Raw genomic sequence first — 24,451 nt, 5'->3', positions numbered from 1 at the left:
GCAGGTTGAAACTACTACAACGTAAGTCTTGTGTTTTCTTATTTTTTCTTATTTTTATATCTGGCAAAGAACCACTGCAACACCCTGTACTGCTGCAAACTGGATAATCCAAAAAAGATGCAGATCCAAGGTGAAAGCAAATAGTACCAGGTGATGGGTTCAGTGGAGCGACCGCTGAGAAGCAGATAGAAGAATCCAAAATAGATTACCATGACACCCGCGATTCCCACCAGCAAAAGCAGGCGCTTAATCTGTTTCTCCAACCAATGCATGGGTGAGTGTCGTTACCTCTGGTACTTTTAACTTTTATTAGGGAGATTGTTCAATCCGGGACAAGAATTGTCAACGTCTGTAATACAAAGCGGACAAGTATCTCCCCCTCACAATTGCAGAATGATAACTTTTGCAAGAACCTGGCACGTTCACCAGTTTTATCCCGCTCACTGGCCAGAAGTACATGGGGTCAGAGAAGATATTCACCAACTTATCGCCGTCGTTCACATAGAGCTGCAGCGCATAATGGCAAAAGAAAATTAACAAACAAGCTGCCTGGTGGAGGAAGAAGACATCATCCCTGTCCTTGTTTAAAACGCGGTAAAGAACAGGGATGATATCTATTTTGGCCTTGATCTCAACGCATTGAATTACAGGCGGATACCGCCGTCAATTTCAAATACCCGGCCATTGACATAGTCGTTTTCAATGATGAATTTAACTGTCGAGGCGATTTCAGCGGCATCACCCAAACGGCCGACCGGTACCATTTTCTCCAGACGCTCCAGCGCTTCCGGTTTCATGGCGGCGGTCATTTCGGTGGCAATAACCCCGGGGGCAACAGCGGCGGCCCTGATCTTGTAGCGCGCCAGCTCTTTGGCCCAGCCCACCGCCATGGCAGCGACACCGGCCTTGGAGGCGGCATAGTTGCTCTGCCCCACATTGCCGGCTCGAGCCAGGCTGGAGATATTGATGATCACCCCTTCCTGGCCAGAGCTTATCATGGCGGCGGCGGCTTCACGGCCACAGAGGAAACTGCCGCTCAGGTTTACATTAATAACCGATTGGAACTGCTCCAGCGACATACGGTCTGTCACCTGACCCTCTTTGGCTTTGATCAACATGCCGTCACGCAAAATACCCGCGTTGTTTACCAGCACATTGAGCTGACCAAAATCTTCCAGAATGTACTGAAAGGTTGCCATCACATCTTCTTCATCTGTGATATCTACAGCATAACCCTGCACTTCGGTCTCGCCCATCAGGGCACAGGCTTGCTCCAGACGGTCCTGATCCACATCGATCAGCGCCAGACGGGCACCGGCTGCGGCCAACTCCTGCGCCATCGCCAGACCCAGTCCACCGGCTCCACCTGTGATGGCGACTACCTTACCTTTTACATCCATTGGGTTATCCTTATTTCTCTTGCTTGAATTGTTCAAAAATACTGGAAAAATCGCGACGACCATTGCCCTTGCGGGCATGATTGACATAGAGGCTGCGCGCCAGTGCGCCCATGGGAGTGCTCGACTGGCTGGACAGCGCTGCTTCCTGGGACAGGCCGAGATCCTTGACCATAAGATCCACCATAAACCCGCCCTGATAGTCATTGGACGATGGTACGCTTGGCATCACCCCGGGACAGGGGTTGTATTTCTCCAAGGTCCAGTTGCCGCCGCTCGAAACTTTCATGATATCTGACAGCACCTTGGGATCCAAACCATTATCTATCCCCAGACTCAGTGCCTCGCTGGTACCTACCATCAAAACAGACAACAGCATGTTGTTGCAAATTTTGGCAACCTGACCGGCGCCGGCACCGCCTGCATGGAAAATATTGGCGCCCATGCACTCGAGAACAGGTTTGGCCTTGGCAAAACCTGCGTCGCTGCCGCCGCAGATAAAGGTCAGCGTACCGGCCGCGGCCCCGGCGGTGCCACCGGAAACCGGCGCATCAACAAATTCAAGCCCTTTGGCGGCCGATGCAGCCGCCACAGCGCGGGCGCTGTCGGCATCTATGGTAGATGAATCGATAAGTAAGGTCCCCTCGGCCACAACATCCAGCAGCCCTTGCTGCTGCTCGCTGCCGAGGTACAGGCTACGCACATGCTTGCCGGCCGGCAACATGGTTACCACCACATCGGCACCCGCCGCTGCGCCACAGGCGCTCTGGGCCGTTATAGCTCCCTGCTCTGCCAGGCTCTGCATCGCCGCCGGTACCAGATCGAATACCCGAACAGTCATCCCGGCCTTGATCAGGTTAACCGCCATCGGCCCACCCATGTTGCCCAAACCAATAAAAGCCACTGTTGTCATCTGTTTGCTCTCCCTGTTGGAATCTTGTTTGCCGGCATCTGTTACAGATCGGCCAATGGGTGTTCATGTTCAAATGGTGACTCGAGCAAGGCAGATACCGCTTCTTGCGGTGCTATCTTGCCCTTGCCGTAACGCCAGTTGGGATTACGGTCCTTGTCGATAAGCAGCGCCCTGACACCCTCACAAAAATCACCTATGGCGCAGCAGTTGAGGCTGAGCCCCAGCTCGAAGCGGAAACAATCCGCCAGGCTCATGTCAGTCCCAAGCCTTGATTGCTCGTAGGCCAGCGCCCAGCTAAGCGGGCTGCCGCTCAGCATGGTGTCACGGGCACGCTGCAACCAACTCTCTTGGGTTTCCAGGGCCTGCATCTTGGCGAGAATTTCGGCCATATCTCCGGTCATCAGCTCATCAATCTGGGCCTGATGGCCCTTCAAGCGACTGCTGCCGGGACGCTCTTCACTCTGGGTTTCCAGTTCATTGAGCAGATCATGCAGCTTCTGCTGGTTGAGACTGGTGTTATTGCCCCAGTTCACCGTCGCCATGGCATCGAGCATGCGCTCTTTATCCGTTGAGGCCAGAAAATGATTGCCAATGCCGGTATAACGGGCATCGGCCGCATTCATATTGTAGGCGGTCAGGCCGAGAAACAGCCCAGTCTTGCCCGGCATGCGGCCGAGAAAATAGCTGCCGCCGACATCCGGGTAAAGGCCTATGGTGACCTCAGGCATGGCGATGCGCGAACGCTCGGTCAATACTCTGTGGCTGGCACCTATCATCAGCCCCAGACCACCACCCATCACTATGCCGTCGCCCCAAACCAATACCGGCTTGCCGAAGGTGTGCAGCTGAAAGTCGAGCCGATACTCCTCTTCGAAAAACACCCGGGCTTCCTGGGTGTAACTGCCGGGATTGGCCTGCTGCGCCTGATACAGCGCCCGCACATCACCACCGGCGCAGAAGGCTTTATCGCCGCTGCCGTCGAGGATCACGCAGGCAATCTGTTCATCCTGTTTCCAGGCAGCCAACTGCTTGGCCAGCAAACGCACCATGTTGAGATTCAGTGCATTGAGTGCTTTTTCCACATTGAGTGTGGCCACACCAATCAACTTGCCGCTGGCGGTTCCCAGGGTCTGAAATACCACTTCATGACTCATATCACCGCCCTCCTTATGCGTTTTTCCAGTTGGCTGCGCGCTTCTCCAGGAAGGCATTGACCCCTTCTTTCTGATCTTGGGTGTCAAACAGAGCCACAAACAGCTCACGCTCCAGCGGCAGCGCCTGAGCTCTTGGCATATTACGTCCGGCCTGGATCAACTGCTTGCAAACGGTCACGCTCGATGGGCTCTGCTTGGCAGCCTTGGTCGCCAGCGCAATGGCAACGCTCAGGGCCTCACCCTTACCAACTACCTCTTCGACCAGGCCAATCTCACGGGCCTTGGCGGCATCGATTCGCTCACCGCAAAGGATCATCCGTTTGGCCCAGCCCTCACCAACCAGAGCGGTCAGATTCTGGGTACCGCCGGCGCAAGGCAGCAGACCGACTGTGGCCTCGGGTAATGCCAACTGCGCCTGCTCTTCGGCGATACGGATATCACAGGCCAATGCCACTTCCAAACCGCCGCCCATGGCATAACCGTTGATGGCGGCAATAGACACACCGCGAAAGGCGCTCAGGGTTTCAAATGCTTCGCCAAAACAGCGTGCCATGGTGGCGGCATTGCCTTTATCACCATCGGCAAACAGCTTGAGATCGGCGCCGGCCGAGAAGAATTTCTCCCCTTCCCCTGTCAGTACCAAGGCATAGATATCTGGATCATTGTTGAGCTCTTCCACCTTGAGGCGCAGTTCATTGAGGCTCTCGGCCGTCCAGGTGTTGGCCGGTGGATTGTTGATGGTCAGAACAGCCGTGTGGCCTTCGATATGCTCAATCAAAAAAGACATGAATGACTCCTTGCAATTCGGTTAAATGGGTTTGGCCTTAGAGGATCTCGCCGGCATGCTCATCCAGCAAACGGCGGGCGATGATAAGGCGCATAATCTCATTGGTTCCTTCCAGGATCTGGTGTACCCGTACATCACGGAAATGTCGCTCCAGCGGGTATTCGCGGATGTAGCCGTAACCGCCGTGAATTTGCAGCGCGCTGTCACACACGGCAAACCCTATATCTGTGGCAAAACGCTTGGCCATGGCGCAATAAGCCGTGGCTTCGGGATCGCCGCTGTCCAGCTTAAATGCCGCCAGACGCACCATCTGCCGCGCGGCGACCAGTTCTGTGGCCATGTCGGCCAGCTTGAACTGCAGCGCCTGAAAGGCGGCCAGTGGTTTGCCGAACTGCTTGCGCTCATGCATATATTCGGTGGCGCGCTCAAGCGCAGCCTGAGCAGTACCCACAGAGCAGGTGGCGATATTGATGCGGCCGCCATCCAGGCCCTTCATGGCGAAGGTAAAGCCCTGGCCTTCCTCACCCAACAGATGATTGACCGGCACCCGCACGTTTTCAAAAGTAATGAGTCTGGTTGGCTGGGCGTTCCAGCCCATCTTGTCCTCGGCCTTGCCGTAGATAACGCCCTTGGCGTCTGCCGGGATGACAATCGCCGAAATTCCCTTGGGACCGGCCTCACCTGTGCGGCACATCACCACCAAAAGCTCGGTGGCGCCGGCGCCCGAGATAAACATCTTGGAGCCGTTAATCACATACTCATCGCCGTCGCGCTCGGCGCGGGTGGCAAGTGAAGCAGCGTCACTGCCTGAACCTGGTTCGGTCAGGCAGTAAGAAGCCAGCTTGCTGCCTGTGGTCAGCGCTTCAGACCACTCGGCCCGCAGACTTTGCTGGCCCCAGGTCGTCACCATCCAGGTGGCCATGTTGTGAATGGTCAGCATGGCTGTGGTGGCAGTGCAGCCCTTGGCCAACTCTTCAAAAATAATCGAGGCATCCAGACGCGACAGGCCCATGCCGCCTTCCGACTCGGGAGAATAGAGTGAGCAGAATCCCAGCTCCCCGGCTCTTTGGATCACGTCTTTGGGAAAGTGATGCTCCTCATCCCATTTGGCGGCAAATGGGGCCAGTTCATCGGCGGCAAACTGGCGGGCCAGCTCGGTGAATTGGCGCTGATCTTCGTTGAGATTGAAATCCATGCTTGACTCCTGTGCGCAGATCTCTGCGTCTTGCGGTGATCCGGTGATGCCGGATCTCTTGTTATTTACTGTTGCGATTAAAAAGGGGCACCGGCCATTGCCGCTGCCCTTGGGCTCACACTGTTACTTGAGGGCGATAGTCATGTTGGGACCAGAGGCGATATCAGACTCGAACCAACGGCTGGTGATGGTCTTGGTCTCTGTGTAGAAACGCACCGCCTGCTTGCCGTAGGCGTGCTGATCGCCGTAGAAACTGCCCTTCCACCCCGTGAAAGAGAAAAATGGCAGCGGCACTGGAATGGGCACGTTGATACCCACCTGACCCACTTCGATTTCATGCTGGTACTTACGCGCCGCGGCGCCGCTGGCAGTAAAGATAGAGGTGCCGTTGCCGTAAGGGCTGGCGTTAACCAGCTCAATGGCATCTTCCAGCGACTCGGCTTCCATACAGCAGAGCACAGGGCCGAAGATCTCTTCCTTGTAGATGCTCATGTCCGTGGTTACCTTGTCGAACATGGTCGGGCCAACCCAGTTGCCTGACTCATAACCGGGTACAGTGCAGTCGGAACCATCGAGCAGACACTCGGCGCCTTCGGCCTTGCCCTCGGCGATAAGCTTGAGCACCCGCTCTTTGGCGGCCGGACTGATGAGTGGGCCGTAACCGGCTTCCTTGTCATCCCAAAGACCGGGACGCACCTTGGACAGGGCTTCTTTCAGCTCAGGGATCCACTCTTTGGCGGCGCCGACAAACACAGCGACCGACAGCGCCATACAGCGTTGACCGGCAGCGCCAACCGAGGCACCCACCAGGTTATTGATCACTTGCTGCTTGTTGGCATCAGGCATGATCACGCAGTGGTTCTTGGCACCGGCAAAGGCCTGCACCCGCTTGAGGTTGTCAGTGCCTGTCTTGTAGATGTACTGACCCACACCCACAGAGCCCACAAAGGAAATCGCCTTGATATCCGGGTGAGACAGCAGTACATCAACCGCCGTTTTATCACCGTGAACCAACTGCAGCACGCCCTTGGGAGCCCCGGCCTGTTCGAACAGCTCCACCAGACGCTGCGGCGTCATTGGGTCCTGCTCGGACGGCTTGAGGACGAAGGTGTTGCCGCAGGCGATAGCCAGCGGGAACATCCACAGCGGGATCATCGCCGGGAAGTTGAATGGCGTAATCCCGGCGCAAACCCCCAGCGGCTGAGTGTAGGAGTAGGTATCTATGCTGCGGGCCACGTTCTCAACCGTTTCACCCATCAGCAAGGAGGCGATGTTGCAGGCATGCTCGGCCACTTCGATGCCGCGCCAGACATCGCCCTTGGCATCTTCAAAGGTTTTACCCGTTTCCTGAGCCAAAATGGTAGCCAGCTCATCATGGTGCTCTTTCAAAAGGTGCTGATAACGCAGCATTACCCGAGCACGCTCGGAAACAGCCACTTCCTTCCAGCTCTTGAAGGCTTCCTTGGCGCTGGCGATGGCGCGCTCAACTTCCGGCTGGGTCGCACAGTTGATAAAGGCGATGGTTTCATTATTGGCCGGATTGGTAACATTGATCTGCTTGCTGCCGGAACCGTTGACGAATTCGCCATCTATGTAGTGCTTGACTTGTGTGCTCATAAGAATTCCTTGTAGGTAGTGGGACGACGCACCTACAGCTCTTGTGGCTGCTTTTGATGGCGCCGTGTCCTGTCTTGTTGATTACTTTAATTTGTTGCCGGCCGCTGTCGCGGCCGACTGGATATCAGATCTCAATCGCCATGGCAGTGGCTTCACCGCCACCTATGCACAGCGATGCCATACCACGCTTGAGGCCTCTGGCCTTGAGCGCATGAATGAGAGTCACCAGCAGACGGGCGCCGGAGCAACCTATCGGATGACCGAGCGCACAGGCACCGCCATTGACGTTGACCTTGGCGGCATCCAGCCCCAACTCGCTGATGGCCAACATGGTCACCATGGCGAAGGCTTCGTTGATTTCGAAAAGGTCGACCTCATCCTTGCTCCAGCCGGTTTGTGCCAAGAGTTTTTGCATGGCACCCACGGGCGCCGTGGTAAACATGGCCGGCTCTTGGGAATGGGTAGCATGACCCTTGATGGTGGCCATCACTGCCAGCCCCAGGTTTTCGGCCTGCTCACGGCTCATCAGCATCAAACTGGCGGCACCGTCGGAAATCGAACTGGAGTTGGCGGCGGTAATGGTGCCGTCTTTGGCAAAAGCGGGCCGTAGCGCCGGGATCTTGTCAGGGCGGGCATTGCCGGGCTGCTCATCGGTATCAATCAGAGTATCGCCGCGGCGGCTGCTTACGGTTACCGGGACTATCTCCTCCTTGAAGGCACCTGAGGTGATGGCTGCATTGGCTTTTTCCAGTGAGCTCAGGGCGAAGGCGTCCATGGCTTCACGGGTCAGGCCAAAATCGTCGGCGGTTTTCTGGGCGAAAGTTCCCATGGCGCCACCTGTGTAGGCATCTTCCAGCCCATCGAGGAACATATGATCCAGCACCTTGCCGTGGCCCATGCGCATGCCGCCGCGAGCCTTATCCAGCAGATACGGCGCCTGACTCATGCTCTCCATACCACCGGCAATCACGATATTGGCACTGCCGGCCTTGATAAGATCGTGCGCCAGCATCACGGTTTTCATCCCTGAGCCGCACACCTTGTTAACCGTGGTTGCGCCAACAGACTGGGGCAAACCTGCCCCCAAAACCGCCTGTCTGGCAGGGGCCTGACCCAGACCAGCCGGCAATACACATCCCATCAGCACTTCATCGACCTGTTCGCCCTTCACTCCTGTAGTTTCCATCAAGGCCTTGATGCTGGAAGCCGCCAGCTGAGGAGAAGGCACTGTGGAAAGACAGCCCTGAAAACCGCCCATGGCGGTTCGTTTGGCGGCGACGATAACAATATCCTGAGGACGACTCATTGTTGACTCCCTTGTTGGGCACCCAAACACCGGCCCAACAGCAGGCCGGCGGTGTTAGGTGCAGCAAATTTGCACTCTGTTGTTGCCACTTTGACGTTTACGCGAACGTAAGGCAAGTACTAATTAGTCTAATACAGGCTCTGTTTATAGATATTTTTGTCAGGGAGGATTTACAGCAGGATGACAGCTTGTGCCCTGAAATAAAGCCAAAACACTACGGCTTAGTTACCCGTATGCGTATGAGCTTTAGGGAAGGAAGTATCAGTTTGAAGAAGCATAAGCCGTAGAGGCTGACGCCATCTGGCTTGATATGAACTAAGCCCTTTAGGACTTAGGGAAGGTGCCAATAAGTCCTAGTGGCACTCTGGCTTACACAGCAATTGGCGTTCAAGGCATCTGACTGAAGGCATGCCGGGGCCTGGCGAAGTCGGATAACGCAGAGAGCCGGTTGCTGTGAAAGCCCCGAAGGGCGTGGCTTACAGGCCTGCCTGCTGTGTTGTGCCTCTAGCAAAGGACTCGGGCCATTTGCTGCGAACCACGCCTTGCATCCAGGCCCGTAAGCCGGCGCAGAGCACACATGGGACTTGTTCGCACCTTCCTTGAGTCACAAGACTGCGACTCCCGCCAACAAAACGTTTGGCATTTGCGGCTCAGCCACTCTGTTCCCAGGGCGTAATAGCACTGAGATCCGATAAGTCATAAGGGGTCAACTGGTAGACATAATAGTTGAGCCAGTTGCTCACCAACAGACTACCGTGACTATACCAACGGGCAATCGCTTCAGCCTCTGGGTCATCGTTGCGGAAATAGTTTTGCGGGATCTTGGGCGCCAACCCGGCCGCCAGATCTCTTTGGTACTCATCTTTAAGGGTCGACTTGCGATACTCTGGATGCCCCATCACAAACAGATTGCGATTGTCCTTACTGATCACCAGATAGGCACCGGCTTGGTCCGACTCGGCCAGCACTGTCAGTTCGGGATGCGCCTTAAGCTCATCCACATCCATCTGGGCATAGCGGGAGTGCGGAGCATAAAACTCATCATCAAAGCCGCGCAGCAAGGGCACATGGGCGCGAATACGGCTGTGCTGATAAACCCCGGAGCATTTTTCAGCGAGGATCTTACGCTCGAGTTGATACAGGTGATAAAAACCGGCGTGGGCCGCCCAGCAGAGAAACAGTACCGAGGTAACATGCTCCTGTGACCAATCGATAATCTCGCGGATATGATCCCAGTAGGTGACCTCCTCGAAATCCAGCTGTCCCAGGGGGGCGCCTGTGATGATCAGGCCGTCATAGTTGCGATGGCGTACATCTTCAAAGTCACGGTAAAAGGTATTGAGATGATCGCTCGGCGTATGTTTCGACTCTTTGTCGTGGATCCTCAGCAGGTCGATATCCACCTGCAACGGAGTATTGCCCAACAGCCGCAGCAACTGGGTTTCTGTCTCAATCTTGTTGGGCATCAGATTGAGGATCAACACCTTCATCGGCCGTATATCTTGCATTGCCGCCCGGCTCTCGGACATAACAAAAATGTTCTCCGACTCAAGCACACCGGCGGCTGGCAGGTTATCGGGTATTCTTACGGGCATAAAGCGCCTCTCCTGAACTTTCAGGGCAAGGCGCTTGGCTTGGTATACCTGTTAGCGCCCTACCTTTTGCACCATGACGGATACCGGCTCAACCTTGTCGATATTGACAGGATAAGCCTGAGTATTGATAAAGAGTAAGTCACCCTTAAGGGTGATCCTGGCACTGATACTATAGCTGTGGCCACTCTGGAACTGATCCCGGGCAAGAATGAACTTAAAAGGCGTTGGGCTGGTTACGCTGTCGCGCTGAATAACCGCCAGCACTTCTGCCGGAGCATCCGCCTTGGAAACGTCCTGAACCTGAACCGTCAACACGGCTTCCGGTGGCAGGGCAATGCGCTCGCGGTACCAGACATCGCCATCAATTTCGACTGTGGCATTCGGGGTTGCACAACCTGTGAGTGCCATCATTCCTGCTACAGCCGCCATCATTGGCATGCGCAGCCAGTTGCCTGTCATTTTCATTGCTAGCTCCTAATCATACACAAAGACTTCTGGATGTCTATACATCCAAGTTTAATCATTGAGAACCTGTGAGGATAATCCTATCATAGGACTCCATTTTTGAGTTCAAATATCCTTATGACACAAGCAACTGCGATTATTGTGGGCGCCAGCTCACTCCTCAGCCGTGAAATAGCCCGCCGCCTGGCCGATGAAGGCACTAAACTGGCATTGCTGGCACAGGATCCCGACTCATTGAAAGAGTTTGCCGCCACCCTGGCAACCGAGGCTCAAGTGTTTGGCCTGGACATAGATAAACCGCAAACCTTGATAGCCGAGCTGGAACAGATTTGGCAACAGTTGGGGGGGGCACATCTGGTGTTGGTCAATACCGGACTCAACTCCTATCATCCGGATCTGCCCTGGCAGCTTGAAGATGAGATCATCAGTGTCAATGTCCGTGGCTTTGCCGCCGTCTGCAACACAGCTTTCAGGCTGTTTCGCGAACAGGGTTATGGCCAACTCGCGGCCATCAACTCCATTGCCGGTCTTCGCGGTGGCCCCAGCGTGGCTTTTCATGCCTCCAAAGCCTTTGGAATGAACTATCTCGAAGGGCTTTCCATGCATGCCCAAAGGCTCAAGCTACCGATCACCATTACGGATATTCAATTGGGATTGCTGGATAAAGCTGCGCTGCAACAAAGTAAGCTGTGGTTATCACCCGTAGATGTGGTAGCCGGGCAAATCATCCGCGCCCTGCAAAAAGGCAAGCGCCGGGTCTATGTCACCAAACGCTGGGCGACGGTTGCCTGGCTCACCAAACTGCTGCCCGAGTTTATCTACAATACCCGCCACTGGAAGGTGAAGAAACGCAGAGGGCAATAGAGATAAAATAAACTTCTTATTGTTTTTCATAAAAAGGCGCCGGAGGCGCCTTTTTTTATGGTTGAGAGCTCTTGGGTTGGGAGCTTGGGCTTGGAAGACGTTAGAAAGTGTAACCTATGCTGACCATATAGACCCAAGGATCGATATCGGTTTCGATAGTCACAGCAGCAACTTCACTATTGCTGGTGCCATAGTGATAGTTGAACTTAACATCAGTACTGATCTCGGCATACCAAACTGAAGCGTTCACCAACCAATTATCATTGATTTGATAATCCAGACCCACTTGCGCGGCCCAGCCCCAAGAGTTACTCATACTCAGATCCGAGAGTTTGCCACCGACATCATTGGTAAATTCATTGTCGAAGAAATTGGTGTAGTTAACACCGACACCCACGTAAGGACGCAGCTTGGACTCGGCATTACCGAAATAGTACTGGGCTACCAAGGTAGGTGGCAGGTGTTTGGTTTCGGCAATCTTGCCCAGCTCTCCGAGAGAAACATCATGGCTGAATGGGGTCGCGGCCAGCAGTTCGATACCAAAGTTATCTGTCAGCATATAACCAAAGTTCAGACCCAACTGGGTGTTATTGTCCACACTAAAGGTGCCAAGGTTTCCCAGATCCGGGGTAACAACATTTTGGCTGGATTCATCCGGGGCGACTACAACGGCACCGGCACGAACGATAAAGTCACCGGCCTTGTGAGCCAGCGCAGGGGCAGCAACAGTGGAAAAAAGGGCAGCGGCAATCAATCCTGATACGATATTTTTTTTCATCATCTCACTCCGTAGCGACAACACAGCGCTTTGTTTTTTATTACATCCATAACAACTGAGGCCACACTGCCAGATTTAACCCTTCACATTTTTGATCTGCATCAAGCGTTTTGAGTGATACCTAGTTTTAGATAGCCCAAGCGCGAAACAGATCACACAAACCAAAGATTTATTGATATTGCACCTTTAAATTAAGTGAGCCAGCTCAAAACTTCACTATCCCTAAAGTGAAATAAAAGTACATTTTTCGAACAGACGCACCCAAACAAAAAGCAACCAAAACTTAACAACCGGTTTCAGATATAAATGCTAAAAAATGTTCTTTAAGCGGTATTTTCAACTAAAACATATCGGAGAGATCAACGAATATTTGAGAACAAAAATCAAAAATAGAGGCCACTCGACAGAAGATATTCATCTGAAATAACAGCAAGCCAAGTGTTCAAGTGAGGAGGGATTCAACGAAAATAATGGAGCCACAGGCGCTTGAGTGTGTGAGCCTAGAACAATGTTTCGAGTAATGGAGTTTTTATTAACGGATAGTCTGCCAACCAGTTCTTGGCCTTGAGCCGACTCTCGAATACTCCGGGAGTGCTCTTGGGGTTAGGGCTGAGTTCCAACGCCAGCAAAGGGCCTAGCGGGAATAGATTAAGCAGTTGCAACTCCCCTGCCCTCAACCTGACAGCCAGGGCCGTTTGCTGCTCAGGCCAGTAACTCATGGCATCAGACACTGAAACATAGGGCTGATGATTGTTTTTAAGGTGCATCCTGGCTTGGTTCTTTACCGACCAAGGTAAGTCGAGCGCGGCGACCAACTTGGCCTCATAGGCCTTGTCGGTGACTTCCGAGGTGTCGTTTGGCTCATAGTAGATCACATCTATATCGCTGAGCCTGGATACAGTGCCGTGCAACTTGTCCCACACCAGGTTACGAACAAACCCCGCCGCCAGCCAGGCATCAATAGGCCCAAGGTTTGCAACACACTCAAGTGCCTGCATCCGCATCCTGTCTTGCTTGAGCCAGTTTTTGATCAGCTCGACTGCCTCGGTTTCGCTGACCTGCTGCGGCCCTCTCGACTCAAGCTTATCATTTGCCACCATAGCCCCCTTAAAAAGACAAAAGCCCCCGCAGAGCGGCAACGTAGTTCACTTAAGCGGAGCTGCCTTGTGATTAACAGGATATCGGGTCTTTGATATTTTTACCGCCCTAGGCCGATTTGGCTTAGGGCGTTTGTCTATAAAGAGGATGGACAAGTCTCCTCGTAGACTGTTTAGACGCTTCGGCGTATTACCTGGTGACACCGCTTTGCTCATGACTTTGAGCTGACTTGCGATGAACTGACAAGCGTACTTAAAGCTGATTTCATTGGGCATTCGACCATGCTCTACTGCCGCTTGGCTCGCTTCTCGTCTCACCAAGTTATAACCAAGCAGCAGCCCCCATAACTCTTGATAGACAAGTTCGACTGTCTTACTCCTCAGCACTAACGCATTGTGTTGCATCGAACTTTTTATGTCTCGATACCCTAATTCAATTTCCCATCGCTCGTGGTAAAGCGCCGCGACTGCTCCCGCATCGTACTGCTCTCTGGGAAGAGACGTAAATACGGTTTTTGGCTTACCTTGTACCTGATAAGTCACGGCTCTCACTTGCCATGTTTCAGGTAGGTTAGGATTTTTCTTGCGTGCTTGTGGAGAGACTTTCATTTCGACTCGCATGTCGTCACTCTCTTCATCGTCCAGCAGGGTGTATTTCACCCCTTTCTTCGCCGGTAACAACCAATGTCTGTTAGCACCACTATTTTGGAGAGAAAGAAGTAAGCCTGCTCCATAAAAACCCTTATCCAATAAGGTCACGGAATTATCCGGTAAGGAGTCAATAAAGGGCATAGCAAGAGGAATTTCGCCTCGACGATAAGGGCTTATAGCGGCATCGACAATGACATGAGAGCGAACATTCATCATGGTCACCACCCTTAATACTGGATGAGGCGTCTGTCTGTCGCTGGATGTATTACCTGACCCAAAATGGTCTCTTAGTTCCGGTGTGTCAGCGGTTCGAAAAAGCGCGCCATCCACAGCAAAGACTTGCAAACCTTGCCATGTATCCTCAGGGTAACGCTCTAACCCCCACCTATGGCTGCATTGCCTAAACAACCATTCTGGGGCTGCTTTGCCGAGGCGTTGCCTTGCTTGCGTTAAAGCACTTTTTGCTAACAGCTCCTCATTAGCCAACCCCTCGGCACAGACATTCATTCGCCGTGCAACTTCGGCAATCGGTTCGTTGCGGAAAAACGCCATTCCAACAATAAGCCAAAGAACCATATCACTCGGTAAGCGACGTCGACGAATCGTCGCTTTATCGGAAAGTGTTACCGCTTTAGCAATCCACTCGTCAGGAATATGCTCGGAGAAGGTGGTTAGCTGAGCGACATCAACAGGACTCTCTTCAAGAAAGTCGGCAAAGCAGTTTTGAATAGACATAAAAAATCGGAAACCTACAAACAGGTTTCCGATTGTCTCTCATCAGAAGGATCGGTCAACCGATCCTTATCTGATCTACATTGCCGCAGAGCGGAGGCCTTTGAGTTTAACTCAAGCTATCACTTATCTTCAGTATCTCTATCCATGTTCTCTGTATTTTCCAGCCAGAGAGCATTGATGATGCCGAAAGAACAAGCCAATAAAATGCCGAGTATCCAAGTGAAATACCACATAATTCAGGCTCCTTAGTACAGTGATGCGCTGTTGTTTTCAATGTGCTTGCGATTCAAGCGACCATACATCTTGAAGTAGGTCCAACAAGTATAACTAAGCACAATAGGAACAAAGATAATTGCCACCCAAGTCATAACGTTCAGTGCCATCTGGCTGGCAGTAGCATCCCACATGGTCAAGCTGACGTTAGGATCCAGTGATGAAGGCATCACGAATGGGAACATAGCTGCGCCGCAAGTCAGGATAATACCGGCAATGGCCAGTGAGCTGAACAGGAAGGCAAAACCACTACGGCCGAAACGGCTGGTCAGCAGTACCAAGGCAGGTGCCAACAGGCCCAGTGCCGGGAACAACATAGTCAATGGATACTTGTCGTAATTGGCCAACCAGGCACCGGCAACCACTTCAACTGTCTTCTGTGTTGGGTCAGATACGGCGTTAGTATCCAGAGCCGAAGTCACCACATAACCGTCGATGCCGGTAGCCAGCCAAACACCGGCAGCCCCGAACAACACGATCAGCAGCACAGCAGTTAACTGAGCGGCAGCAGCGGCGCGATTGCGTAGCTCACCTTCTGTCTTCATCTGCAGCCAGCAAGCACCCTGCATCATGAACATACAGGCACTGACCAGACCGGCCAGCAAGCCAAAGCCATTAAGCAGACCCAGCAGGCCGCCATCATAATGGGCACGCATATATTCATCAAAGCTGAACGGAACACCTTGCAGCAGGTTACCAAAGGCAACACCTATGATCAGTGGCGGTACAAAACCGGCGACAAACAAGGCCCAATCCCAGCTCTTGCGCCAGCGTGGATCTTCTATCTTGGAGCGATAGTCAAAACCCACAGGACGTAGATACAGCGCCAATAACACTAAGATCATGGCGACATAAAAGCCGGAGAATGATACGGCGTAAACTGTTGGCCAAGCGGCGAACAAAGCACCGGCACCGGTAATCAACCATACTTGGTTACCATCCCAATGAGGAGCAACCGTGTTAATCATGATCCGACGTTCAGTGTCATCTTTACCGAGGATTGGCAACAAGGCACCAACCCCCATATCAAAGCCATCGGTCACAGCGAAGCCAATAAGCAAAACGCCAACCAACAACCACCAGACAAATCTTACTATTTCATAATCAAACATAATGAAATCCCTCTGCTCAGGCTTCTAGTTTTTCAAAGTGATAACGGCCGGTCTTGAGACTGCTGGGACCCAGGCGCGCAAACTTGAACATCAGGAAGAGTTCGATAACCAGCAGCACAGTGTAGAACAGAGTAATGCTGATGATACTGAACCAGAGATCACTCACGGTCAGACTGGATGCAGACACAAAGGTCGGCAACACTTCTGAAATAGTCCAAGGCTGGCGACCATACTCAGCTACAAACCAACCACACTCGATGGCAATCCAAGGCAGAGGTAAGCTGTAAAGCGCGGCCTTGAGGACCCACTTCTTCTCTTCAATCTGGTGACGAGTGCTCTGCCAGAATGCGGCAGCAAACACCACTAACATCACAACACCCAGGGCAACCATGATACGGAAACTCCAGAACAGTGGTGCAACACTTGGGATAGAATCCAGCGCGGCAGCCTTAATCTGTTCTTCGGTGGCATCAACCACTTTGTCTGTGTAACGCTTCAGCAGCAGGCCATAACCCAGATCAACTTTCTGCTCTTCAAAGGCTGCGCGAACCGCAGGGTCTTCTTCAATAGCAGGGTCGGCTTTGGCGGCACGCAGCTGCTCAAGCAAAGCATAAGCCTTCATACCGTTACGGATACGAACTTCGTGTTCCGCAACCAGATCCTTGATACCTGTCACTTCTTCATCAATAGAGCGAGTGGCGATAATACCCATGGCGTATGGGATCTTGATGGCATAGTCGGTATGCATAGTTTCCTGATTAGGGAAACCAACGGCAGTAAAGGCTGCTGGAGCAGGTTCTGTATGCCATTCAGCTTCGATTGCGGCCAGCTTGACCCGCTGAGCTTCACCAACCTTGTAGCCGGATTCGTCACCCAGAACGATAACGGACAGAATAGAAGCCATACCGAAGCTAGCTGCAATAGCGAAAGAACGGCGGGCAAAAGGTAAGTCACGCTTCTTGAGGATGTAGTAGGCACTGATAGCCAGAACAAACATGGCACCAGCCACATAACCGGAGGCCACAGTGTGGACAAATTTAACCTGTGCAACAGGGTTGAGTACCACGTCTGCGAAACTGGTCATTTCCATGCGCATGGTTTCATAGTTGAACACGCTACCCACAGGGTTTTGCATCCAGCCGTTGGCAACCAGGATCCACAGCGCAGACAAGTTACTTCCCAAGGCCACCAACCAGGTTACTGCCAGGTGTTGACGCTTGGAGAATCTGTCCCAACCGAAGAAGAACATACCCACGAAAGTGGATTCCAGGAAGAATGCCATCAAACCCTCGATGGCGAGAGGAGCACCAAAAATGTCACCCACATAGTGTGAGTAATAAGACCAGTTGGTACCAAACTGGAACTCCATTGCCAGACCTGTGGTAACCCCCAGGGCAAAGTTAATACCAAAAAGCTTGCCCCAGAATTTGGTCATGTCCTTGTAGATCTGCTTATCAGTCATCACATAAAGTGATTCCATGATTGCCAGCAGAAAGGCAAGACCCAAAGTCAAAGGAACAAACAAGAAGTGATACATGGCTGTCAGCGCAAATTGAAAGCGCGATAGCTCAACGACTTCTTCAACTATCATTTGTGACTCCTTACATGGTGCTCCGCCCACTGCCTTTAGATCCCCATCAAAGACAGCAGGAGGTGAGTTGGATAGCTTAGTTCATTAATTTCTTATCTACCCGGAAACCCGGATAAACCACCCAAATGATTCGCCTTGCCTCTCCCTTGCCTTCCAAAGGCTCAAAAATCGGCTTTTTCCAGCCAGAGCGAGAGGCGAATCACGCTTTTGCAGACTTATGCGATCAGCATCAGCATTTGCCAGTGTTCTAATATTTGCAAATTATTTAATATCAGTCACTTGCGCTATTAGTTCAGCTAAGATTTGCCCTGATTTTATACCACTTGAATTTGACGCAAATCAATCAAACTCCGGCCTTTAGCTGGGTTTTGCGGTAAGGGACACAGGCACCAAGAAAACAGCTTGACAAGCCACAAGCAATGTGTTAGCGACTTTACAGCAATACAACATAACCTCACTTTTTGGCAGTTTCAGAAAAATTTAAACAAAAACCTGGTAGAATAAACTTTTTAATAAATCTACAAGTTAAATATGCTAACAGCAAAAATTAAAACCCAAACAAACACAACGCCAACTAATTGTTTTAATTGGTAAAAAATAATAAAAATAAAATAGCCAAAAAACATAACCAAATAAGGCATTAGTTTTACTAATCTTATTATGTATTATTTCTCGTTTGATAAGCTCGATATAATTGACTACTATATAGCCTGTGTTAAGGAGACGCTCAGGTCGGTCGATATCGATATCTGCAGACCTTCCTCCGCGCACAATGATTGAACTTTGTGTGGAGATATTGCTATGAAAAAACTTTTCGAACGTCTGGTTAACTGGTACAAGCCTGTTTTTGCTGAACTTTATAAGTCTCAATTGGTGTACTGATCACAGTTGAATAGAGGCTTGTCTTGAAGTTTTGTTAGCGCAAAACGGCCCCATAGGGTTACCTATGGGGCTTTTTCATAACAGGAACCAATGAAAAGAGATTGCCGTCTTAGACCGGCTTTAGCCTACTAAGCGCTGTAAAGCGTACATTTTGACACTTCAACACATAAGAATATATTGAAAAAAGTGCAAGCTATTGATGATATGAAGCTTTTCCTGTAGGACAAAAGTCAAATAAAAAAGGCGGGTTATAAATACCCGCCTTTTTTTACCCTTTATGGGATGATTTTTAACCTTATCCCAACTTCACTCTGGCGTTACGGAACATTCTCATCCAAGGGCTATCTTCGCCCCAGTTTTCCGGATGCCAGGAGTTGGCGACTGTGCGGAATACCCGCTCAGGGTGGGGCATCATGATGGTGACTTTGCCATCCAGGCTACAGATCCCGGATAAGCCGTTGGGTGAGCCGTTGGGGTTCTGTGGATACAAGCTGGCCACCTCACCTTTACCGTTGACATAACGCAGCGCCACAGTACCGCTCTGCTCGGCTGCTGCCATGGTGGCAGCTGAAGCAAACTCGGCACGCCCTTCCCCGTGGGAAACGGCAATCGGCATTCTGGAGCCGGCCATACCGCTGAAGAACAGCGATGGGCTTTGCTGCACTTCCACCAGGCTGAAACGCGCTTCAAAGCGTTCAGAGCGGTTACGGACAAAGTGCGGCCAATGCTCGGTACCCGGAATGATCTCCTTGAGGTTGGAGAGCATCTGGCAACCATTACAAACACCCAGGGCAAAGCTGTCGGCACGCTCGAAGAAGCGGCTGAAGTCCTCACGGGCACGGCTGTTGAACAGGATAGACTTGGCCCAACCTTCACCGGCGCCCAATACATCACCGTAGGAGAAGCCACCACAGGCCACCAGCCCCTGAAACTCTTCCAGGCTGATACGGCCACTGAGGATATCCGACATATGCACATCGCGGCTTTCAAAACCGGCACGCTCGAAGGCGGCTGCCATCTCAATATGCGAGTTGACCCCTTGCTCACGCAAAATCGCCATCTTGGGTGCAGCGCCCTTGAGGATATAAGGCGCGGCAACATCTTCTGCCGGATCAAAGCTTAAGTTAACCGTCAGGCCGGGATCGGTTTCATCCAGCTTGAGGTCAAACTCTTCACGGGCACACTCAGGGTTGTCCCTGAGCGCCTGCATTCTATAGGTGGTTTCAGACCAGAGCTTACGCAGCTCGGTACGTGAAGCACTATAGATTTCGGCGCCCTGATCCTGGATACGGATGCGGCCATCGTCACTCAGCTCTGCTATCGGATGACAATCCACACCGGCACCAGTGTAAGCCTTGATAATCTCGGCGGCTTGATCTTTGCTCACCTGCAGCACAGCGCCCAACTCTTCGTTGAACAGGCGCGCCAGGGCGCTGCCGGCCAGCGCAGAAATATCCACCTTCAGGCCAGTGTGACCGGCGAAGGCCATTTCCACCAAGGTGGTGAACAGACCGCCGTCACTCTTGTCGTGGTAAGCCAGCAAACTCCGCTCGGCCACCAACTGCTGAGTCACCTCGAAGAAACCTTTCAATACGGCTGCCTGATCCAGATCCGGCGCAATATCCCCCAGCTCACCGAACACCTGCGCCAGGCAGGAACCGCCCAGACGAGTCTTGCCCTTGGCCAGATCGGCCAGCAGCAATACGGTTTCGCCTTTGTCGGTACGCAGCTCAGGAGTCACGGTATTGCGAATGTCGCGCACCGCACCGAAGGCGGTGATGATCAGCGACATAGGTGCGGTAACCGCCTTCTGCTCGCCCTTGTCTTCCCAGGCGGTCTTCATCGACATCGAGTCTTTGCCCACAGGGATGGTCAGTTCAAGCTCAGGGCACAGCTCTTCGCCCACTGCCTTGACCGCCTCATAAAGGCCGGCATCTTCACCCGGGTGACCGGCTGCAGACATCCAGTTGGCCGACAGCTTAATGCGCTTCAGTGAGCCGATATCGGCACCGGCCATGTTCAGCAAGGATTCGGCCACGGCCATCCGCGCCGAGGCGCCAAAATCCAGCAAGGCCAGCGGAGTGCGCTCGCCCATGGACATGGCTTCGCCCACATAACTGTCGAACGAGGCGGCGGTAACGGCGCAATCCGCCACAGGTACCTGCCAGGGGCCGACCATCTGATCGCGGTTCACCAAGCCGGTTACCGTGCGATCGCCTATGGTGATCAAGAAGCTCTTGTCGGCAACTGTTGGCAGAGTCAGCACCCGCTTAACGGCTTGTGCGAGATCAATGGAAGCTTCATCCAGCGCCGCAGACTGCGCCTTTTGACTCACTACATCTCGGCTCATCTTCGGTGGTTTGCCCAACAAGACTTCCAGCGGCAAGTCGATAGGCTTGTTGTCAAAGTGCTCGTCGCTCAGGCTCAGGTGCTGCTCGGCAACCGCCTCGCCCACCACGGCAAATGGCGCGCGCTCGCGCTCACAAATGGCGGCGAAGGTATCGAGGTTTTCGGCTGCCACAGACAGGACATAACGCTCCTGGGATTCGTTACACCAGATCTCCAGCGGGCTCATGCCTGGCTCATCGGAAGGCACGTTACGCAGCTCAAACTTACCGCCGCGACCGGCATCGCTTACCAGCTCAGGGAAGGCGTTGGACAAACCACCGGCGCCCACATCGTGAATAAACTGGATTGGGTTGGCATCGCCCATCTGCCAGCAGCGGTCGATAACCTCCTGACAGCGGCGCTCCATTTCCGGGTTTTCCCGCTGCACCGAGGCAAAGTCCAGATCTTCACTGGACTGGCCGGACGCCATGGAGGAAGCCGCGCCGCCGCCAAGGCCAATGTTCATCGCCGGGCCACCCAGTACAATCAGCTTGGCGCCTAAGGAGATCTCCCCTTTCTGTACGTGCTCTTCACGAATGTTGCCAAGGCCACCAGCCAGCATAATAGGCTTGTGATAACCGCGCACCTCGACACCATTGTGGCTGCAAACCTGCTGCTCGTAGGTGCGGAAGTATCCCAGCAGGGCCGGACGACCGAATTCGTTGTTGAAAGCGGCGCCGCCCAGAGGACCATCAATCATGATGTCAAAGGCAGTCACAATCCGGTCCGGCTTGCCGTAGTCGCCTTCCCAAGGCTGCACAAAGCCCGGGATCTTGAGGTTGGATACGCTGAAGCCGGTCAAACCCGCCTTGGGCTTGGAGCCGCGGCCGGTAGCGCCTTCGTCACGGATTTCACCGCCCGAGCCGGTGGCTGCACCAGGATAGGGACTGATGGCGGTCGGGTGGTTGTGGGTCTCCACCTTCATCAGAATATGCATCGGCTCTGTGTGATAACGATAAACGCCGTCACTGTCGGGGAAGAAACGCCCGGCTTCAAAACCTGTCATTACCGCAGCGTTGTCTTTATAGGCCGACAACACATAGTCCGGGGTCTTCTCATAGGTATTCTTGATCATCTTGAACAGCGACTTGGGCTGCACTTCGCCGTCAATGGTCCAGTCGGCGTTGAAGATCTTGTGACGGCAGTGCTCTGAGTTCGCCTGGGCGAACATCATAAGTTCAATGTCGTTGGGGTTGCGCTCAAGACGCAGGAAATTGGTGACCAGGTAGTCGATTTCATCGTCGGCCAGCGCCAGGCCCATTTCGCGGTTGGCGATTTCCAGCGCTCTGCGGCCTTCGCCGAGAATGTTGACGCTGACAAAAGGTTTGGGCTCAGTGCGGGCAAACAGCATATCGGCCGCTTCAAAGCTGTCCAGTACCACTTCCATCATGCGGTCGTGCAGCAGCGCCTTGAGGCTCTTGAGCTGTTCGCCGCTCAGTGTGTCGGATTCCACATAGTAAGCCAGCCCGCGCTCCAGGCGTTTTACCTGCTTGAGGCCGCAGTTGTGGGCAATGTCGGTGGCTTTGGATGACCAGGGAGAAATAGTACCGGGACGGGGAGTAACAAAAAGGAGAATGCCTTGGGGTTCGTGAGATTCGATGGCCGGACCGTAGGTAAGAATCTTACTCAACTGCGCTTGGTCATCGGGGTTGAGCGCTTCGCTCAGATAAGCCAAATGAACGTATTCGGCATAGATTTGCTTTACCGGAAGCTGGGCGACTTCACAGGCCTGCATCAGCTTTTGCACTCTGAATGCCGAGAGTGCGGGGGCTCCGCGGATGATCTCCATCACGTCTTATCACCTTATTATTTATAATTACAGGGTCAGAGGTGGCGCTATTATAGGTAAATGCGCCCTACAAATCACCTCAGACTTTGCTCAAAACAGTGTTTCCTGTGATATAAAGTAATCCTATGGGGTAATATACCCTCCGGCGCAAAACCTTCGCCTAAATCAGCAGGAAACAGCGCCGAAAACCAATACACAATTCATTGAATTTGTTTACAAACATATCAGACATAGGGGATAAGCCCTATCCCGGCAGCAAACCACAGACTAAAGGCTTTTACCGATAGATAATGAAACGAATTACCGCGACTCTCACCCTGATCATCTTGCTGGCCGGCTGTCGGCAAGCTGTCGTGGATGAAACTCAGGTAACCCCGGCGGTGAAAGAAATCAAAGAGCTCAGGGTGGGTACCCTCTATGGCCCACAAATATTTGTCTCCTCTACTCAAGGAAACACTGGGTTTGACTATGAGATGGCGGCGCGCTTTGCCGACTTTCTCGGCAAGCCGCTGGAAATGAAGCCCTATGGCAATATCAGTGAGCTTTACCAGGCGCTAAAGCAAAATGAAATTGATTTGATTGCCGCCGGACTATCGGATACCCGCAGCCGCCGACAACAGTTTCGTCTCGGACCGCCGCTTTATCGGGTCAATCAGGTGATGGTCTACCGCGCCGGCACTCCTGTCCCCAAAGATCTCAACGCCCTGGATGCGCCTGTCACTGTAATAGCCGACTCGTCGTTTGTGGAAACCCTCAACCGACTCAAGACAGATAATCCCAACCTGGAATGGCAACAGGTTGCAGATAAAGATAATGAAGAGCTGCTGAGCATGATAGCCAGCGGCGAGCTCAGCTATACCATTTCAGATTCCACCAGCATCAATATCAATCGCCGTTTTATGCCTGAGCTGAGATACGGCCAGGTGCTGGAGCAGCAACAGGCTGTGGTCTGGCTGTTGCCCCCCAGAGGCAGCGATCAGCTGATGAGCCAACTGCTGCGTTTCTGGCACCAGGAACAAAGAGACGGCACGCTGGAACACTTGGTGGAAAAATACTTTGGCCATGTCAAACGTTTCGACTATGTCGACACCCGCGCCTTTATCCGCGCCGTTGACAGCAAGCTGCCCAAGTACCGCCATCTGTTTGAAACCTATGCCGGTGAACTCGACTGGCGCAAGCTGGCCGCCACCAGTTATCAGGAGTCGCACTGGAATCCCAGGGCTCGTTCACCGACCGGTGTGCGCGGCATGATGATGCTAACGCTGGCAACCGCCAAACAGTTGGGAGTGGAGAATCGCCTCGATCCCGAACAAAGCATCCGTGGCGGCGCCCGCTATCTGAGCGACATTTTGGTACGCCTGCCTGAGTCTATTCCAGAGGAGGAGCGGATGTGGTTTGCCCTCGCCTCATACAACATAGGCTATGGCCATGTGGAGGATGCCCGTAAACTGGCACAGGCCAGAGGCCTTAATCCCAGCGCCTGGAAAGATCTCAAGCAGGTATTACCCTTGCTGCAAAAGCGCAAATACTACCAAAATACCCGCTATGGCTATGCCAGAGGTAACGAGGCGGTGCACTATGTAGACAGTATTCGCCGTTACTACGACACCCTGGTGTGGATAGACAATCAAGCCAAGCAGGAAATGCTGGCTAAAGAACAGGCCCAGCAAGAAACCCAGGCTAAGGCGCAACTACAGAGCGAGGAAGCAACCGAACTCAGTGGCGCCCAGCCCGACTGAAAATCCTGCATACCACTCATTTTCGCGCCAAACAGTCTGGCTTTTATACACAAGCCGCCCTTTGGGGCTGGCGCAAGCTTAAATAAGCTGTTAGCTTGTCATTGATGCAAAAAACTTACGAAC

At 52.9% G+C, this 24,451-nt stretch carries 19 protein-coding genes; 2 read left to right on the top strand and 17 right to left on the bottom strand.

Going from position 1 to position 24,451, the window contains the following annotated elements:
• Positions 1-38 precede the first annotated feature (38 nt).
• From WKR14_RS08335 to WKR14_RS08290, 10 genes are all read right to left on the bottom strand, one after another.
• On the bottom strand, positions 39-272 hold the full coding sequence (locus WKR14_RS08335) for a hypothetical protein (protein ID WP_101053034.1): 234 nt from the start codon (positions 270-272) through the stop codon (positions 39-41).
• Positions 273-644: 372 nt separating this feature from the next.
• Positions 645-1,400, bottom strand: a complete 756-nt coding sequence (locus WKR14_RS08330; protein ID WP_025009790.1) for an SDR family oxidoreductase — start codon at positions 1,398-1,400, stop codon at positions 645-647.
• A 10-nt stretch (positions 1,401-1,410) separates the two neighbouring features.
• The gene (gene mmsB, locus WKR14_RS08325; protein WP_101053032.1) at positions 1,411-2,310 is read right to left on the bottom strand and encodes a 3-hydroxyisobutyrate dehydrogenase; all 900 of its coding nucleotides are present in this window, start codon (positions 2,308-2,310) and stop codon (positions 1,411-1,413) included.
• A gap of 41 nt (positions 2,311-2,351) precedes the next feature.
• Entirely contained in the window at positions 2,352-3,464 is a 1,113-nt protein-coding gene (locus tag WKR14_RS08320) for an enoyl-CoA hydratase/isomerase family protein (protein ID WP_107111006.1), read from the bottom strand.
• 13 nt (positions 3,465-3,477) lie between these two features.
• Positions 3,478-4,251: an enoyl-CoA hydratase gene (locus WKR14_RS08315; protein WP_071475957.1), complete on the bottom strand. Its 774-nt coding sequence runs from the start codon at positions 4,249-4,251 to the stop codon at positions 3,478-3,480.
• A 37-nt stretch (positions 4,252-4,288) separates the two neighbouring features.
• Positions 4,289-5,446, bottom strand: a complete 1,158-nt coding sequence (locus tag WKR14_RS08310) for an acyl-CoA dehydrogenase family protein (RefSeq protein ID WP_339087615.1) — start codon at positions 5,444-5,446, stop codon at positions 4,289-4,291.
• A gap of 123 nt (positions 5,447-5,569) precedes the next feature.
• Positions 5,570-7,063 carry a CoA-acylating methylmalonate-semialdehyde dehydrogenase gene (locus WKR14_RS08305; RefSeq protein ID WP_025009786.1) on the bottom strand — a complete coding sequence of 498 codons (1,494 nt, stop codon included), beginning with the start codon at positions 7,061-7,063 and terminating at the stop codon, positions 5,570-5,572.
• A gap of 124 nt (positions 7,064-7,187) precedes the next feature.
• On the bottom strand, positions 7,188-8,369 hold the full coding sequence (locus WKR14_RS08300) for a thiolase family protein (RefSeq protein ID WP_101053026.1): 1,182 nt from the start codon (positions 8,367-8,369) through the stop codon (positions 7,188-7,190).
• Positions 8,370-9,019: 650 nt separating this feature from the next.
• A complete protein-coding gene (gene metA / locus WKR14_RS08295) occupies positions 9,020-9,964 on the bottom strand; it encodes a homoserine O-acetyltransferase MetA (protein ID WP_208242017.1) in 945 nt (314 codons plus the stop codon).
• A 51-nt stretch (positions 9,965-10,015) separates the two neighbouring features.
• Entirely contained in the window at positions 10,016-10,429 is a 414-nt protein-coding gene (locus WKR14_RS08290; RefSeq protein WP_420884227.1) for a YbaY family lipoprotein, read from the bottom strand.
• A gap of 117 nt (positions 10,430-10,546) precedes the next feature.
• On the opposite strand from WKR14_RS08290, the gene WKR14_RS08285 reads away from it, so the two are divergent.
• Positions 10,547-11,293, top strand: coding sequence for an SDR family NAD(P)-dependent oxidoreductase (locus WKR14_RS08285; RefSeq protein WP_101095039.1), 747 nt, complete (start codon positions 10,547-10,549; stop codon positions 11,291-11,293).
• 100 nt (positions 11,294-11,393) lie between these two features.
• Here the strand turns inward: WKR14_RS08285 and ompW are convergent, their stop codons facing one another.
• The 7 genes from ompW to purL all read right to left on the bottom strand — a co-directional run bounded on the left by ompW (position 11,394) and on the right by purL (position 22,589).
• Positions 11,394-12,074 carry an outer membrane protein OmpW gene (gene ompW / locus WKR14_RS08280; protein WP_071475960.1) on the bottom strand — a complete coding sequence of 227 codons (681 nt, stop codon included), beginning with the start codon at positions 12,072-12,074 and terminating at the stop codon, positions 11,394-11,396.
• Between the two features lie 497 nt (positions 12,075-12,571).
• On the bottom strand, positions 12,572-13,171 hold the full coding sequence (locus tag WKR14_RS08275; protein WP_165564899.1) for a nucleotidyltransferase family protein: 600 nt from the start codon (positions 13,169-13,171) through the stop codon (positions 12,572-12,574).
• Positions 13,172-13,216: 45 nt separating this feature from the next.
• Complete coding sequence (locus tag WKR14_RS08270) at positions 13,217-14,554, bottom strand: IS4 family transposase (RefSeq protein WP_165564965.1); 1,338 nt, start codon at positions 14,552-14,554, stop codon at positions 13,217-13,219.
• A gap of 119 nt (positions 14,555-14,673) precedes the next feature.
• Positions 14,674-14,787 carry a cytochrome bd-I oxidase subunit CydX gene (gene cydX, locus WKR14_RS08265; RefSeq protein WP_039032771.1) on the bottom strand — a complete coding sequence of 38 codons (114 nt, stop codon included), beginning with the start codon at positions 14,785-14,787 and terminating at the stop codon, positions 14,674-14,676.
• Between the two features lie 12 nt (positions 14,788-14,799).
• On the bottom strand, positions 14,800-15,939 hold the full coding sequence (gene cydB, locus WKR14_RS08260) for a cytochrome d ubiquinol oxidase subunit II (protein WP_101053015.1): 1,140 nt from the start codon (positions 15,937-15,939) through the stop codon (positions 14,800-14,802).
• A 16-nt stretch (positions 15,940-15,955) separates the two neighbouring features.
• A complete protein-coding gene (locus WKR14_RS08255; RefSeq protein ID WP_101053013.1) occupies positions 15,956-17,530 on the bottom strand; it encodes a cytochrome ubiquinol oxidase subunit I in 1,575 nt (524 codons plus the stop codon).
• 1,177 nt (positions 17,531-18,707) lie between these two features.
• Complete coding sequence (purL, locus tag WKR14_RS08250) at positions 18,708-22,589, bottom strand: phosphoribosylformylglycinamidine synthase (protein WP_101053011.1); 3,882 nt, start codon at positions 22,587-22,589, stop codon at positions 18,708-18,710.
• A gap of 290 nt (positions 22,590-22,879) precedes the next feature.
• On the opposite strand from purL, the gene mltF reads away from it, so the two are divergent.
• A complete protein-coding gene (mltF, locus tag WKR14_RS08245; RefSeq protein ID WP_101053009.1) occupies positions 22,880-24,328 on the top strand; it encodes a membrane-bound lytic murein transglycosylase MltF in 1,449 nt (482 codons plus the stop codon).
• Positions 24,329-24,451 lie beyond the last annotated feature (123 nt).

This window comes from Shewanella chilikensis (assembly GCF_037953065.1).
Taxonomy (GTDB): domain Bacteria; phylum Pseudomonadota; class Gammaproteobacteria; order Enterobacterales; family Shewanellaceae; genus Shewanella; species Shewanella chilikensis.
This window is presented reverse-complemented; position numbering and strand designations above follow the sequence as displayed.